Source organism: Variovorax sp. CCNWLW235 (genome assembly GCF_037204085.1).
GTDB lineage: Bacteria > Pseudomonadota > Gammaproteobacteria > Burkholderiales > Burkholderiaceae_C > Variovorax.
This window is the reverse complement of sequence record NZ_JBBCBW010000001.1, coordinates 126461-140233: the sequence shown is the minus strand read 5'-3', so window position 1 is coordinate 140233 and position 13773 is coordinate 126461. Positions and strand designations below refer to the sequence as shown.

12 protein-coding genes are annotated in these 13773 nt (G+C 65.5%); 11 read left to right on the top strand and 1 reads right to left on the bottom strand.

What is annotated here, in order from left to right; genetic code table 11:
- Window positions 1–9 precede the first annotated feature (9 nt).
- The 11 genes from V9L21_RS00675 to xylB all read left to right on the top strand — a co-directional run bounded on the left by V9L21_RS00675 (window position 10) and on the right by xylB (window position 12040).
- On the top strand, window positions 10–945 hold the full coding sequence (locus V9L21_RS00675) for a LysR family transcriptional regulator (protein WP_337308293.1): 936 nt from the start codon (window positions 10–12) through the stop codon (window positions 943–945).
- A gap of 175 nt (window positions 946–1120) precedes the next feature.
- Window positions 1121–2431, top strand: a complete 1311-nt coding sequence (locus V9L21_RS00670) for an ABC transporter substrate-binding protein (RefSeq protein WP_337308292.1) — start codon at window positions 1121–1123, stop codon at window positions 2429–2431.
- 137 nt (window positions 2432–2568) lie between these two features.
- On the top strand, window positions 2569–3426 hold the full coding sequence (locus V9L21_RS00665) for a carbohydrate ABC transporter permease (RefSeq protein WP_157612414.1): 858 nt from the start codon (window positions 2569–2571) through the stop codon (window positions 3424–3426).
- A gap of 10 nt (window positions 3427–3436) precedes the next feature.
- The gene (locus V9L21_RS00660; protein WP_126745488.1) at window positions 3437–4261 is read left to right on the top strand and encodes a carbohydrate ABC transporter permease; all 825 of its coding nucleotides are present in this window, start codon (window positions 3437–3439) and stop codon (window positions 4259–4261) included.
- A gap of 17 nt (window positions 4262–4278) precedes the next feature.
- Entirely contained in the window at window positions 4279–5316 is a 1038-nt protein-coding gene (locus tag V9L21_RS00655; RefSeq protein WP_337308291.1) for an ABC transporter ATP-binding protein, read from the top strand.
- Between the two features lie 85 nt (window positions 5317–5401).
- Complete coding sequence (gene dalD / locus V9L21_RS00650) at window positions 5402–6790, top strand: D-arabinitol 4-dehydrogenase (protein WP_337308838.1); 1389 nt, start codon at window positions 5402–5404, stop codon at window positions 6788–6790.
- Window positions 6787–7575, top strand: coding sequence for an L-iditol 2-dehydrogenase (locus V9L21_RS00645; protein ID WP_337308290.1), 789 nt, complete (start codon window positions 6787–6789; stop codon window positions 7573–7575). Before dalD ends, V9L21_RS00645 begins: the two co-directional genes overlap by 4 nt.
- Window positions 7576–7908: 333 nt before the next feature.
- The gene (locus tag V9L21_RS00640; RefSeq protein ID WP_337308289.1) at window positions 7909–8580 is read left to right on the top strand and encodes a transaldolase family protein; all 672 of its coding nucleotides are present in this window, start codon (window positions 7909–7911) and stop codon (window positions 8578–8580) included.
- Between the two features lie 23 nt (window positions 8581–8603).
- Entirely contained in the window at window positions 8604–9539 is a 936-nt protein-coding gene (locus tag V9L21_RS00635) for a carbohydrate kinase family protein (protein ID WP_337308288.1), read from the top strand.
- Window positions 9540–9584: 45 nt separating this feature from the next.
- A complete protein-coding gene (locus V9L21_RS00630) occupies window positions 9585–10523 on the top strand; it encodes an AraC family transcriptional regulator (protein WP_185868029.1) in 939 nt (312 codons plus the stop codon).
- Between the two features lie 47 nt (window positions 10524–10570).
- The gene (gene xylB / locus V9L21_RS00625; RefSeq protein ID WP_337308287.1) at window positions 10571–12040 is read left to right on the top strand and encodes a xylulokinase; all 1470 of its coding nucleotides are present in this window, start codon (window positions 10571–10573) and stop codon (window positions 12038–12040) included.
- A gap of 71 nt (window positions 12041–12111) precedes the next feature.
- On the opposite strand, the gene groL is transcribed toward xylB, so the two are convergent.
- On the bottom strand, window positions 12112–13764 hold the full coding sequence (groL, locus tag V9L21_RS00620; protein ID WP_126745495.1) for a chaperonin GroEL: 1653 nt from the start codon (window positions 13762–13764) through the stop codon (window positions 12112–12114).
- Window positions 13765–13773: the final 9 nt, after the last annotated feature.

Below are 13773 nucleotides of genomic sequence, written 5' to 3'. Positions count from 1 at the left end.
CTTTTGTGCATGACTTCTGGTTCAGGCCTGACCGACGCATCGCTGATGCTTCATGTGCGGCCGCGCCAGTTGCTGCTGCTGGCCCGGCTAGACGCTCACCGGCACCTGGGCCGTGCGGCGGAGGCCATGAACATCAGCCAGCCGGCCGCTACCAAGCTGCTGCAGCAACTGGAAGACTCGCTGGGCGAAAAGCTCTTCGAGCGCCTCGCGCGCGGCATGGAGCCCACGCCTTATGGCGAAATCCTGATCCGCTATGCCCGCCGGGTGCTCAGCGACTTCGGCAGCGCCCGCGAGGAAATGCTCGCGCTGCGCTCGGGCCTGAGCGGTTCGCTGCGCGTGGGCAGCGTGCCGGGCGCGGTGCCCGAGCTGTTGGCGCCGGCGCTGGTCGAATACCACCGCCGCCATCCGCAGGTGGCCGTGTCGGTGGTGGTCGAGACCAGCGACGTGATGCAGGCGCAGCTGGAGCAGGGCGACGTCGACCTGGTGCTGGGCCGGCTCACGGACAGCCACGACGAGGCCAGGTACGCCAGCGTGCCGCTCCTGGGCGAGTCGCAGGTGGTGGTGGTGCGCGCCGCGCATCCGGTGTTCGAACGCGCGACCGTCACGCTGGCCGAAATGGCGAATTGGTCATGGGTGCTGCAGCCGCCTGGTTCGCCGCAGCGCGGGCGCTTCGAGGCGGCCATGCGAGAGGCGGGCATCCAGGCGCGGCTCGACATCATCGAAACGGCATCGCCCATTGCCATTACCGCCTTGCTCGAGAACTCCGACATGGCCGCCGTGATGCCGGCTTCGCAGGCCGGCCACTACGCGCGCCTGGGCGTGCTGCGCACCGTGCCGGTGGAGCTGCCGGTGCGCGTGCCGCCGATCTGCCTCATCACCCGGCAGGACCGCGCACTTTCACCGGCCGCGGCGCAGTTCCGGCGCCAGCTGCTGGGCGGTGCCTGAAGTCTTTGGATTGAGATTTTCCATGCTGTATTGCGTTAATTAGGGAATCTCCTAGCCAATTGGTGCATGAAAGTACCATGGCAGGCGAATGAAGTACCAAACCCGCAAGCGCGTTTCTCCAGAATCCCGCCACGGCGACCCGAATATAGGGCGTCGCTCACCTCTAGGAGACAACATGAAGCGTTTTCTGAAAGCGGGCCTCGTCCTCGCACTCGCCGGCACGGGGCTCGCCTCCCAAGCCGCCACCGAACTCGTGATTGCCACCGTCAACAACGGCCACATGATCGAGATGCAGAAGCTGACGCCCTTCTTCGAAAAGGCCAATCCCGACATCAAGCTCAAGTGGGTGACGCTCGAAGAAGGCACGCTGCGTCAGCGCGTGACCACCGACATCGCCACCAAGGGCGGCCAGTTCGACGTAATGACCATCGGCCTGTATGAAGCGCCCATCTGGTCGAAGAAAGGCTGGCTCCAGCCCATTGCCACCGACGCCGCCTACGACGCCGACGACCTGCTGCCCGCCATTCGCGCCGGCCTGTCGTACGAAGGCAAGCTCTACGCCGCGCCGTTCTACGGCGAGAGCTCGATGCTCATGTACCGCAAGGACCTGGCCGACAAGGTCGGCTTCAAGATGCCCGAGCAGCCCACCTGGGCGCAGGTGAAAGAGCTGGCCGGCAAGATTCACGACCCCAAGACCGGCGTGTACGGCATGTGCCTGCGCGGCAAGCCGGGCTGGGGCGACAACATGGCCTTCCTGACCACGCTGGTCAACACCAACGGCGGCCAGTGGTTCGACATGCAGTGGAAGCCGCAGATCGACACCAAGCCCTGGAAGGACGCAATCAACTTCTATGTGGACATGATGAAGTCGTATGGCCCGCCCGGCGCGTCGGCCAACAGCTTCAACGAGAACCTCGCGCTCTTCAACGAAGGCAAGTGCGGCATGTGGGTGGACGCGACCATCGCGGCCTCGTTCATCAGCGATCCGAAGCAGTCGAAGGTGGCCGACAAGGTGGCCTTCGCGCAGGCTCCGGTGGCTGTAACGCCCAAGGGCGCCAACTGGCTGTGGACATGGAACCTGGCCATTCCCGCAAGCTCGACCAAGGGCGCCGCCGCGCAGACCTTCGTGAAGTGGGCGACCTCCAAGGAGTACGTGAACCTGGTGGCCAAGGAGCATGGCTGGGGCACGGTGCCCACCGGCACGCGCAAGTCGACCTATGCGAACCCCGAGTTCCAGAAGGTTGCCAAGTTTGCCGCGGCGGAGAAGAAGGCCATCGATACGGCCAACCTCAGCGACAGCACGCTGCCCAAGTCGCCGTACGTGGGGGTGCAGTACGCGGCCATTCCCGAGTTCCAGGCCATCGGCGTGGCGGTGGGGCAGCAGATGAGTGCGGCGCTGTCGGGCAAGGTGACGGTGGACCAGGCGCTGAAGACTTCGCAGACGGCGGCTGAGCGGGAGATGAAGAAGGCTGGGTACTACAAGTAAGCCAGCTGGCTTTCCCCTCTCCCCCCGGGGAGAGGGCAGGGTGAGGGGCTGCGTGCCCATGACCGCCGCTGCACGCCCTCACCCCAACCCTCTCCCGCAAGCGGGAGAGGGAGCAAACAGCCTGAGAGGAACACAAGATGAAACGACTCCTGCCCCGGGCCCTCATGGCGCCCGCCGTGCTCACGCTCCTCCTCTGGATGATCGTGCCGCTCGTAATGACGTTGTACTTCTCGTTCGTGAACTACAACCTCATGCAGCCCGGCGAGCGCACCTTCGCGGGCATCGAGAACTTTCACTACTTCGTCACCGACCCCGACTTCTGGCCCGCAACGTGGAACACGTTAATGCTGATCGGCAGCGTGATCGTCATCACGGTGGTGCTGGGTGTGCTGCTCGCGCTGCTGGTGAACGAGCCCTTTCCAGGCCGCGGCATCGTGCGGGTGCTGCTGATTTCGCCGTTCTTCGTCATGCCCGCGGTCAACGCGCTGCTGTGGAAGCACATGATGATGAACCCCATCTACGGCATCCTGGCCGACGTGTGGCGCTTCTTCGGCGCGCAGCCTGTCGACTGGCTCACCGACGTGCCGCTGTTCTCGGTGATCGTCATGGTGGCCTGGCAGTGGCTGCCTTTCGCCTGCCTGATCTTCATCACCTCTTTGCAGTCGCTCGACCGCGAGCAGATGGAGGCCGCGCGCATGGACGGCGCAAGCGCGTTCCAGCGCTTCTTCTACCTGACCATTCCGCACCTCGGCCGGCCGATGGCGGTGGTGATCATGATCGAGATGATCTTTCTGCTCAGCGTGTTCGCCGAGATCGCCATCACCACCAACGGCGGCCCGGGCAACGAGAGCACCAACATGACCTACCTGATCTTCAAGCAGTCGCTCATGAACTTCGACGTGGGCGTGGCCTCGGCCGGTGCGCTGTTCGCGGTGGTGCTGGCCAACATCGTGGCCGTGTTCCTCATCCGAATCATCGGCAAGAACCTCGACTGAAGGAACGACCATGCAACCCAGCAACTTCCTTCCGCAACTGCTGCGCACCGTGGGTGCGTGGGCCGTGGCGCTGCTCCTGTTCTTTCCGCTCGGCTGGCTGTTCCTCACGGCTTTCAAGACGGAGCTGCAGGCCATTCACGTGCCGCCGCTTTTCATCTTCGAGCCCACGCTCGACAACTTCGGTGAAGTGCAGCGCCGCAGCGACTACCTGCTTTACGCGCGCAATTCGCTCATCACCAGCCTGGGCTCGACCATCATCGGCTTGCTGATCGCGGCGCCCGCCGCTTATTCGATGGCCTTCTTCCGCACGAAGAAGACGCGCGACATCCTGATGTGGATGCTCTCCACCAAGATGATGCCCGCGGTGGGTGCGCTGGTGCCGATCTATGTGCTCGCGCAAACCGCGGGCCTGCTCGACTCGCTCACCGCGCTCACCATCGTGTTCACCTTGTCGAACCTGCCGATCATGGTGTGGATGCTCTACAGCGCCTACAAGGACATTCCGAACGAAATTCTCGAGGCCGCGCGCATGGACGGCGCGAGCCTGTGGACCGAGTTCCGGCACGTGGTGCTGCCGCTGTCGGTGGGCGGCCTGGCATCGACCGGCCTCTTGTGCCTGGTGCTGAGCTGGAACGAGGCCTTCTGGGCGCTCAACCTCAGTTCGGCCAAGGCCGGCACGCTGGCTACGCTCATCGCTTCTTACTCCAGCCCCGAGGGCCTGTTCTGGGCCAAGCTGTCGGCCGCTTCGCTGATGGCCATTGCGCCCATCGTCGTGTTCGGCTGGTTCAGCCAGAAGCAACTGGTGCAAGGCCTGACCTTCGGCGCCGTCAAGTAAAGAAAGGGAGACATCTCATGGCCTACCTGCAACTCAACGACATCAAGAAAAGCTTCGGCGACGCCGACATCATCAAGGGTGTGGATCTCGAAATCCAGAAGGGCGAATTCATCGTCTTTGTCGGGCCTTCGGGCTGCGGCAAGTCGACGCTGCTGCGCCTCATTGCGGGGCTCGAGCCGATCACCAGCGGCAACCTGCTGCTCGACGGCAAGGACATCACCTGGGCGCCTTCGGGCAAGCGCGACCTGGCCATGGTGTTCCAGAGCTACGCGCTTTACCCGCACATGAGCGTGTACGACAACATGTCGTTCGCGCTCAAGCTGGCCGGCGTTTCAAAGAGCGAGATCAAGACCAAGGTTGAGTACGCCGCCAAGACGCTCAACCTCACGCAGTACCTCGACCGCACGCCCAAGGACTTGTCCGGCGGGCAGCGGCAGCGCGTGGCCATCGGCCGCGCGATCGTGCGCGCGCCCAAGGTGTTTCTGTTCGACGAGCCGCTGTCCAACCTCGATGCGGCGCTGCGCGGCAACACGCGCGTCGAAATCCACAAGCTGCACCGCTCGCTCGGCGCCACCACCATCTACGTGACGCACGACCAGGTCGAGGCCATGACGCTGGCCGACCGCGTGGTGGTGCTCAGGGACGGGCTCATCGAGCAGGTCGGCACGCCGCTCGAGCTGTACGACCGGCCGGCCAACCAGTTCGTTGCCCAGTTCATCGGCATGCCGTCGATGAACATGGTGGCGGCGAGTGCAATTCCGAGTTTCTCGGCAGCCACCGGCGGGCGCCTGCCGAGCGACGGCTTCCTGGGGGTGCGGCCGGAAGGCTTGCGCGTGCATCCGAAGCAGGCCGCCGTTGCGGGCGTGCCGGGGCGCGTGGAACTGATCGAGGCGCTGGGCGCCGACACGCTGATTCACGTCGACGTGGGCGGCGTGCCGCTGATCGCGCGCCAGAACGAGCGCACGCCGCTGCATGCGGGCGACGACGTGGCGGTCGAGCTCGACCCCAGCGTGCTGCATCTCTTCAATCGCGAAGGCCGCGCCGTCTCCGCCTGATTCTTCATTCTTCTTCCGGACATTTCCCGTGACCCTTGCAGCAGCATCTCTTGCTTCAACACCACCGGCTCTTTCGGAGTTCACGGTGCTTCACCTTGGGCTCGGCTCGTTCCATCGGGCCCACCAGGCGGTCTACTTGCAGCGGCTGATCGATGCGGGTGACACCCGCTGGTCGCTGTCGGGCGCCAACATCCGGCCCGACATGGCCGATGTGGTGGCGGCCCTGCAAGCCCAGGGCGGGCGCTACACGCTCGAAACCGTGTCACCGGCCGGCGAATACCGCTATGAGCAGATCGAAGCCATCCGCGAGGTTCTGCCTTACGAGCCCTCGCTGGCTGCGGTCGTCGCACGCGGTGCGGCACCGTCCACGTGCATCGTGTCTTTCACCGTGACTGAGGCAGGCTACTACCTCGACACCAAGGGCAAGCTGGACCTGTCGTTCGGGGACCTTGCGGCGGACATCGAGCGAGCCCGCCGGGGCGAGACAGGGGGTGACGGCGTGACCATCTACGGCGCCGTCTGCGCGATCTTGCGCGCGCGCAAAGCCGCGCAGGCGGGCCCGATCACGCTGCTCAACTGCGACAACCTGCGCCACAACGGCGACCGCTTCGGTGCCGGGCTACTCGAGTTCATCGAACGCGCGGGCGATACCGAATTGCTCGCCTGGGTGCAGTCGAACACGGCCTGCCCGAACGCAATGGTCGACCGCATCACGCCGCGCCCGCCGCCCGAACTGCGCGCGCGCGTCAAGGCCGCCACCGGCCGCGACGATGCCGCCGCGATCACGGGCGAGAGCTTCATCCAGTGGGTGATCGAAGACAACTTCGTCGCGGGCCGTCCCGATTGGGGCCGCGTGGGCGTGGAGCTTGTCGATTCGGTGCAACCGTACGAAGAAGCCAAGATCCGCATCCTCAACGCCACGCACAGCTGCATTGCCTGGGCCGGCACGCTGATCGGGTTGAGCTTCATCCACGAAGGCACGCACGATGCGGCCATCCGCAAGATGGCGTTCGACTACGTGACCGACGACGTGATTCCGTGTCTCAGCCCGAGCCCGATCGATCTTGCGGCTTACCGCGACGTGGTGCTCGACCGCTTCGGCAACCCCGCGATCCGCGACACCAACCAGCGCGTGGCGGCGGACGGCTTCTCGAAGATTCCGGGCTTCATCGCGCCCACGGTGCGCGAGCGGCTTGCCGCGGGGCAGCCGATCGACAGCGTCGCGATGCTGCCCGCGCTGTTCCTTGCCTTCTTGCAGCGCTGGAACCGCGGGGCGCTGCCGTATGCGTATCAAGACCAGAGCATGGACGAAGCCGTGGCGCACGCCATTTGCGACGCCGCCGATCCGGTGATGGCACTTTGTTCGGACGCCGGATTGTGGGGCGCCGTCGCAGGCGATGCGCGGTTGATAGAGGCCGTGCGCAGCGCGAGCGCACGCGTGTCAAGTTTCATGAATGCAGGAGCAACGAAATGAGCGAACGTCTGAAGAACCGTCACGTGCTGCTGACAGGCGCCGGCGGAGGCATTGGGCTTGCAGTCGCCGAGGCGTGCATTGCCGAGGGCGCGCGCTGCAGCGTGGTCGACCGGATGGCCGCTGCGCCTGAAGCAGTGCGGACGCTGTTGCAGCAGCATCCCGACCGCCTTGCCTACATCGCGGCCGACGTCACCGATACGAAAGGGATCACGCACCTTCTCGCAGAGGCGCAGGTCGCCTTCGGCCCCATTCACACACTGTTCAACAACGCGGCGGTGTTCGACCTCGCGCCGCTGCTCGACAGCGACGAAGCTTCCTTCGACAAGCTGTTCTCGGTCAACGTGAAGGGCATGTTCTTCGTCATGCAGGCGGTGCTGCGCCACATGGTCGAGGCCGGCACCCAGGGCGCATCGGTCATCAACATGGCCTCGCAGGCGGGGCGACGCGGCGAGGCGCTGGTGTCGCACTACTGCGCCACGAAGGCGGCTGTCATCAGCTACACCCAGAGCGCGGCGCTGGCCATGGCTCCGCACGGCATTCGCGTCAACGGCATTGCGCCGGGTGTGGTCGATACGCCCATGTGGGCCCATGTCGACAGCCTGTTCGCCAAGGCCGAAGGGCTGCCGCTTGGCGAGAAGAAGCGGCGCGTGGGCCTGGAGGTGCCGCTCGGCCGCATGGGAACGCCGAGCGACATTGCCGGCGCGGCGGTATTTCTTGCCAGCGACGAGGCGCGCTACATCACGGCGCAGACCTTGAATGTCGATGGCGGGAATGTGATGAGTTGAGATGGACGGCTTCTGCTTGTCTTGCGTCGGTCGTCATTCAGGGCGCGCACCCGCCGACGGGGTACCTTTCTCCGCGAATGTCCCCCGGCCTGCGGGCTTCCGCACCTCCTCCTTTGTTTCGCTGCGCAAGGCACCCCGCCAGCGGGTGCGTGATTCAGAGCAGTTGTTGATCAGCGGTACACCACGAGCGTGCCCAGGTGCACAGGGCATCGGGTGCTCCGCGCAGCGAAATAAAGGAGGAGGGCGAAGCCCGGGGGACATTCGCGGAGGGGAGTACCCGGTGGCCTTTGCACACACCACGAACTCTCCGTATTCTGTGCACCAAGCAAGCCCATGAACCAAGATTTCCACCTGTATCTGGACAGCGCCGACTTGACCGAGTTGAAGACGTGCCTGCCGCACCCAGTCGTTCACGGCGTAACAACCAACCCCACGCTGCTTCAACGCGCAGGCATAAGCCGCGACGAAGTACCGGGTCTGCTGAAGCGCTGCATCGAGCTGGGCGCGCGGCAAGTGCAGGCGCAGGTGTATTCGAGCGATGTCGACGGCATGCTCGAAGACGCTGAAAAGCTGCTCTCGCACTTCGACCGCGGGCAACTCGTAGTGAAGATTCCCGCCACCCGGCAAGGCCTCGATGCTGGCGCACGGCTCATCGCGCAAGACGTGCCGGTGACGTGGACGGCCGTGTACGCGCCCGAGCAGGCGCACTTTGCCGCGCAACTGGGCGCGGCGTACGCGGCGCCGTACCTGGGGCGGCTCGAAGACGCCGGCATCGACGGGCTGGCACTCATCGCGCAAATGCAGGCCCTGGTGGCACAGCGGCCTTCGTCCGGCACGCGGCTCCTGGTCGCGAGCGTTCGCTCGCGCGAGGCGTATCTTTCGCTGCTGGGGCTCGGCGTCGGGGCCATCACCATTCCGCCGCGCCTTTTTGCCGAACTGCTCGATCATCCCTCCACGTTGGCTGCCGAGAGCGGCTTCCTGGCCGACGCGCGCGCCTTGGGCTGAGAGAAGAAGAGAATCCAACCACCATGCGTATTGCACTCACGGGCGAAGCCCTGATCGATTTCACCGCCAGCGAGGCAGGCACCCTCGGGTTTCTGGGGCACGAGGGCGGTTCGCCGCTCAACACCGCCGTGGCCTGCGCGCGCCTGGGCCAACCGACCGGCTTTCTCACGCAGCTGTCGACCGACCTTTTCGGCGAACGGCTGATGGGTTTTCTCGAGCGCAACGGCGTGGACACCAGCTTCATTCTGCGCAGCAATGCGCCGTCGACCCTGGCCTTTGTCGAGCGCACGCCGCAGACCAACCGCTATGCGTTCTATACCCGCGGCAGCGCCGACGCGACCTGGGCGCCCGAGCCGCTGCCGCAGCTGCCGGCGGACTGCCGCTTTCTGCACTTCGGGTCGATCTCGCTGCTGCAGGAGCCGGCGGCCACGCGCATTGCCGAACTGGTCACGGCCAACGCAGGACGCCGCGTGATCGTGTTTGATCCCAATGTGCGGCCGAGCCTGATTTCCGATATGCCGGCCTATCGCACGCGCGTCATGGAGTGGCTTGCAATGGCTGACATGGTCAAGCTCAGCGACGAGGATGCCGAACTGCTCGCGCCCGGCCGGCCAGTCGACGCACTGGCGGCGGAGTGCCTGCAGGCCGGCGTGCATGCGGTCATCGTCACGCGCGGCGGCGCCGGCGCCACGCTCTGGCGCACCGGGCGCGAACCGCTGACCGTGGCGGCGCCCCGCGTGGAGGTGGTCGACACCATTGGCGCGGGCGACACCTTCACAGCCGGTCTCTCCGTGTCGCTGCTTGCGCACGGCGTGGGGCACCCGGCCCAGCTTGGCGAGCTGAGCGACGAGGCCTGGCGCGAGGTGATGCGCTTTGCCGCCACGGCCGCTGCGCTGAACTGCACCCGCGAAGGCGCCGATCCACCCACGCTCCAAGCGGTTGAGGCCGCACTTGCGTAGCAGGACAATGAACCTGCCGCGTCCCGGTCCTGACCTCGTGCTGCCATGACAACGTCCACCCGCAAACGCGCGATTCCCCGTCAGCGCCACCCCGAGCTGGAGCGCGACATTGCGCGCTCCCCGTCGCTGGGCTACGAGGCCCCCGAAACCGGCTTGGTGCGCTGCCTTGCGCACGGCTTTCCGAGCCCGCTGGTGCGATGGCACTTTCATGAAGACTACGAGCTTCACCTGATCACGGAGACGTCGGGCAAGGCTTTCGTCGGCGACTGGATCGGGCCGTTCCAGCCGGGGCACTTGGTGCTCTGCGGGCCGCGGCTGCCGCACAACTGGATCTCGCTGGACGTGCCCGAAGGGGGCGCCGAGGGGCGCGACCGGGTGATCCAGTTCCGCCACGAACCCATCGAGAGCGCCGCGGCCGGGATTCCGGAACTGCGAGAAGTGATGCAGCTGCTCGAGCGGGCCCGTCACGGCATCGAGTTCTTCGGCATGTCGCAGCAGGCGCAAACGCATTGGGACAACATCAAGGCCGCGCGCGGCGTGCGCCGGCTCGGGCTGTTCTTCGAGTTCATGGCCGACCTTGCGCAGTGCACCGACTACCGGCTGCTCTCGAGCGTGCAAATGCAGGGTGCGCAGGGCATCGAGGGCGATGCGCAGGTCGACCAGATCAACGACATCGTCAACCGCATCACCGCCAACCTGGCGGAGCCGATTTCCATGTCGGACGTGGCGGCCGAGCTCGGCATGAGCGAGAGCCGCTTCAGCCGCTTCTTCCGGCGCTCCACCGGCAACAGCTTTACCGACTTCGTCAACCGCGTGCGCATCAATAGCGCCTGCCATCTGCTGATGCAGACCGACCACTACGTGACCGACATCTGCTACCAGGTGGGCTTCAACAACGTGGCCAACTTCAACCGGCGTTTTCTCGAAATCAAGGGCATGACGCCGAGCGAATTCAGACGCCAGGCCGATACGCGGTTCGGCTGAGTTCAAGGCAACAGCCGGCATTCAAGGCGCAATCAGGGAGCACTATCTTGTATCTGGGACTCGACCTCGGCACGTCCGAGCTCAAGGCGCTGCTGCTTGCCGACGATCACCGCATCGTGGGCGTGGCACGCGCATCGCTCACGGTCGAACGGCCGCAACCGCTCTGGTCGGAGCAGGCGCCAAGCCAATGGTGGCAGGCGCTGGAGCAAGTGATGGCCGAGCTGCGGAAGACGCAGCCCGAGGCGCTGCGCGCCGTGCGCGGCATCGGCCTGTCGGGCCAGATGCATGGCGCCACGCTGCTCGACGCGGCGGGCGAGGTGCTGCGTCCCGCCATTCTCTGGAACGACGGCCGCAGCGGTGCGCAATGCGAGGCGCTCACGCGCGCCGTGCCGCGCCTGGGCGAAATCGCAGGCAACCTGGCGATGCCCGGCTTTACCGCGCCCAAGCTGCTGTGGGTGCGCGAGCACGAGCCTGAAATCTTCAATCGCGTGGCGCGCGTGCTGCTGCCGAAAGACTGGCTGCGCTTCATGCTCAGCGGCGAGGCCGTCAGCGAAATGTCCGATGCGGCCGGCACGCTGTGGCTGGACGTGGGTGCGCGCGACTGGTCCGACGAACTGCTCGCGGCCACGGGGCTGACGCGCGAGCACATGCCCCGGTTGGTCGAAGGCAGCGAAGTGTCGGCGCAGCTCAAGCCCGAGCTGGCCGCGCGCTGGGGCGTGGGCAACGGCTCGGTACTCATTGCCGGCGGCGCGGGCGACAACGCCGCCAGCGCGGTGGGCATGGGGTTGGTGGAGCCGGGGCAGGGCTTCGTGTCGCTCGGCACATCGGGCGTGGTGTTCGTCTCGACCGACCGCTTTCTGCCGAACCCTGCGCAGGCGATGCATGCGTTCTGCCATGCGCTGCCCAGGCGCTGGCACCAGATGTCGGTGATGCTCTCGGCCGCGAGCGCGGTGAGCTGGGCTGCCAAGACATTCAAGTTCAACGACGAGGCGGCGCTGCTCGAAGCGGCAGCGTCGGTCGCACCGGCACAGCGCGGGCGTTGCCCGCTGTTCCTGCCGTACCTTTCGGGCGAACGCTCGCCGCACAACAACCCCAATGCGCAGGGCGCGCTGTTCGGCCTGACGCATGCGCACGGTCCGGCGGAAATCGCCTATGCCGTGGTCGAGGGCGTGAGCTTCGGGCTGCGCGACGGCTTCGACACCTTGCGCCTGCCTGCCGACATGCCGTTGCGCGAAGTGGCGCTGGTCGGCGGAGGTGCGCGCAGCGTGTGGTGGGGCCAGCTGCTGGCCGACATCTTCCAGGTGCCGCTCACGCTCTATGCGGGCAGCGAGACGGGCGGCGCACTGGGCGCGGCGCGGCTTGCGTGGCTGGCTGACGGTGGCGCTGTGGCCGAGGTGTGCACGCTGCCGCCGGTCAAGCAGCAACTGGCGCCCTCGGTCGAAGGGAACGGCTCGCACAAGACGCGGCATGCGCGGTTCCAGGTGCTCTACATGGCGCTGCACGACCAGTTTCGATAAACGTACCGCGCAATAAAAAAGGGCCGCTTGCGCGGCCCTTTTTGTTTTGGTGAGCAGAGCTCAGCCGGGCATTACATGCCCATGCCGCCCATGCCACCCATGCCGCCCATGTCGGGCATGCCGCCGCCAGCACCGGCTTCTTCCTTCGGTGCGTCGGCGACCATGGCTTCGGTCGTCAGCAGCAGCGAAGCAACCGATGCTGCGTTCTGCAGCGCGGTGCGGGTCACCTTGGTCGGGTCCAGAATGCCCAGCTCGAGCATGTCGCCGTACGTGTCGTTCGCAGCGTTGAAGCCGTAGTTGCCCTTGCCGGCCAACACAGCGTTCACCACCACCGAGGCTTCGCCGCCGGCGTTGTTCACGATTTCGCGCAGGGGCGCTTCGATCGCCTTGAGCACCAGCTTGATACCGGCGTCCTGGTCGGCGTTGTCGCCCTTCACGCGGTCGCCCACGGCTTGCTTGGCACGCAGCAGAGCCACGCCGCCGCCAGCCACAACGCCTTCTTCCACTGCAGCGCGGGTGGCATGCAATGCATCTTCCACACGTGCTTTCTTTTCCTTCATTTCGACTTCGGTGGCGGCGCCAACCTTGATCACGGCAACACCGCCGGCCAGCTTGGCCACGCGCTCTTGCAGCTTTTCACGGTCGTAGTCGCTCGTGGCTTCTTCGATCTGCACGCGCACTTGCTTCACGCGGGCTTCGATGTCGGCAGCAGCGCCGGCGCCGTCGATGATGATGGTGTTTTCCTTGCCCACTTCGATGCGCTTGGCTTGGCCCAGGTCGGCCAGCGTCACCTTTTCGAGCGTCAGGCCCACTTCTTCAGCGATGACCTTGCCGCCCGTCAGGATGGCGATGTCTTCCAGCATGGCCTTGCGGCGGTCGCCGAAGCCAGGAGCCTTGACAGCCACGACCTTCAGGATGCCGCGGATCGTGTTCACGACCAGGGTAGCCAGGGCTTCGCCTTCGACTTCTTCGGCAATGATCAGCAGGGGACGACCGGCCTTGGCAACTTGTTCCAGCGTGGGGAGCAGGTCGCGGATGTTGCTGATCTTCTTGTCGAACAGCAGCACGAACGGGTTGTCGAGCAGCGCCGATTGCTTTTCGGGGTTGTTGATGAAGTAGGGCGACAGGTAGCCGCGGTCGAACTGCATGCCTTCGACGACGTCGAGTTCGCTTTCGAGCGACTTGCCGTCTTCAACGGTGATCACGCCTTCCTTGCCGACCTTGTCCATCGCGTCGGCGATGAGCTTGCCGATGGTTTCGTCGCTGTTGGCCGAGATCGAGCCGACTTGTGCGATTTCCTTCGACGTGGTGGTGGGCTTCGAGGCCTTCTTCAGCTCTTCGACCAGGGCCGTCACAGCCTTGTCGATGCCGCGCTTCAGGTCCATCGGGTTGATGCCGGCGGCCACGTACTTGAAGCCTTCGCGAACGATGGCTTGTGCCAGAACCGTGGCGGTGGTGGTGCCGTCACCAGCGTTGTCGCTGGTCTTCGAGGCCACTTCCTTCACGAGCTGGGCGCCCATGTTCTGGAGCTTGTCCTTGAGTTCGATTTCCTTGGCGACCGACACACCGTCCTTGGTGACGGTGGGGGCGCCGAACGAGCGCTCGAGCACCACGTTGCGGCCCTTGGGGCCCAGGGTCACCTTGACTGCGTTGGCGAGGATGTTGACACCCTCGACCATGCGTGCGCGGGCTTCACCGCCGAAGACTACGTCTTTTGCTGCCATGTTTTATTA

What these genes read in the sequence shown, in the direction of transcription:
- V9L21_RS00675 (WP_337308293.1), top strand. Translation starts at nt 10, where the DNA reads ATGACTTCTGGTTCAGGCCTGACCGACGCATCGCTGATGCTTCATGTG.
- V9L21_RS00670 (WP_337308292.1), top strand. Translation starts at nt 1,121, where the DNA reads ATGAAGCGTTTTCTGAAAGCGGGCCTCGTCCTCGCACTCGCCGGCACG.
- V9L21_RS00665 (WP_157612414.1), top strand. Translation starts at nt 2,569, where the DNA reads ATGAAACGACTCCTGCCCCGGGCCCTCATGGCGCCCGCCGTGCTCACG.
- V9L21_RS00660 (WP_126745488.1), top strand. Translation starts at nt 3,437, where the DNA reads ATGCAACCCAGCAACTTCCTTCCGCAACTGCTGCGCACCGTGGGTGCG.
- V9L21_RS00655 (WP_337308291.1), top strand. Translation starts at nt 4,279, where the DNA reads ATGGCCTACCTGCAACTCAACGACATCAAGAAAAGCTTCGGCGACGCC.
- V9L21_RS00645 (WP_337308290.1), top strand. Translation starts at nt 6,787, where the DNA reads ATGAGCGAACGTCTGAAGAACCGTCACGTGCTGCTGACAGGCGCCGGC.
- V9L21_RS00640 (WP_337308289.1), top strand. Translation starts at nt 7,909, where the DNA reads ATGAACCAAGATTTCCACCTGTATCTGGACAGCGCCGACTTGACCGAG.
- V9L21_RS00635 (WP_337308288.1), top strand. Translation starts at nt 8,604, where the DNA reads ATGCGTATTGCACTCACGGGCGAAGCCCTGATCGATTTCACCGCCAGC.
- V9L21_RS00630 (WP_185868029.1), top strand. Translation starts at nt 9,585, where the DNA reads ATGACAACGTCCACCCGCAAACGCGCGATTCCCCGTCAGCGCCACCCC.
- groL (WP_126745495.1), bottom strand. Translation starts at nt 13,764, where the DNA reads ATGGCAGCAAAAGACGTAGTCTTCGGCGGTGAAGCCCGCGCACGCATG.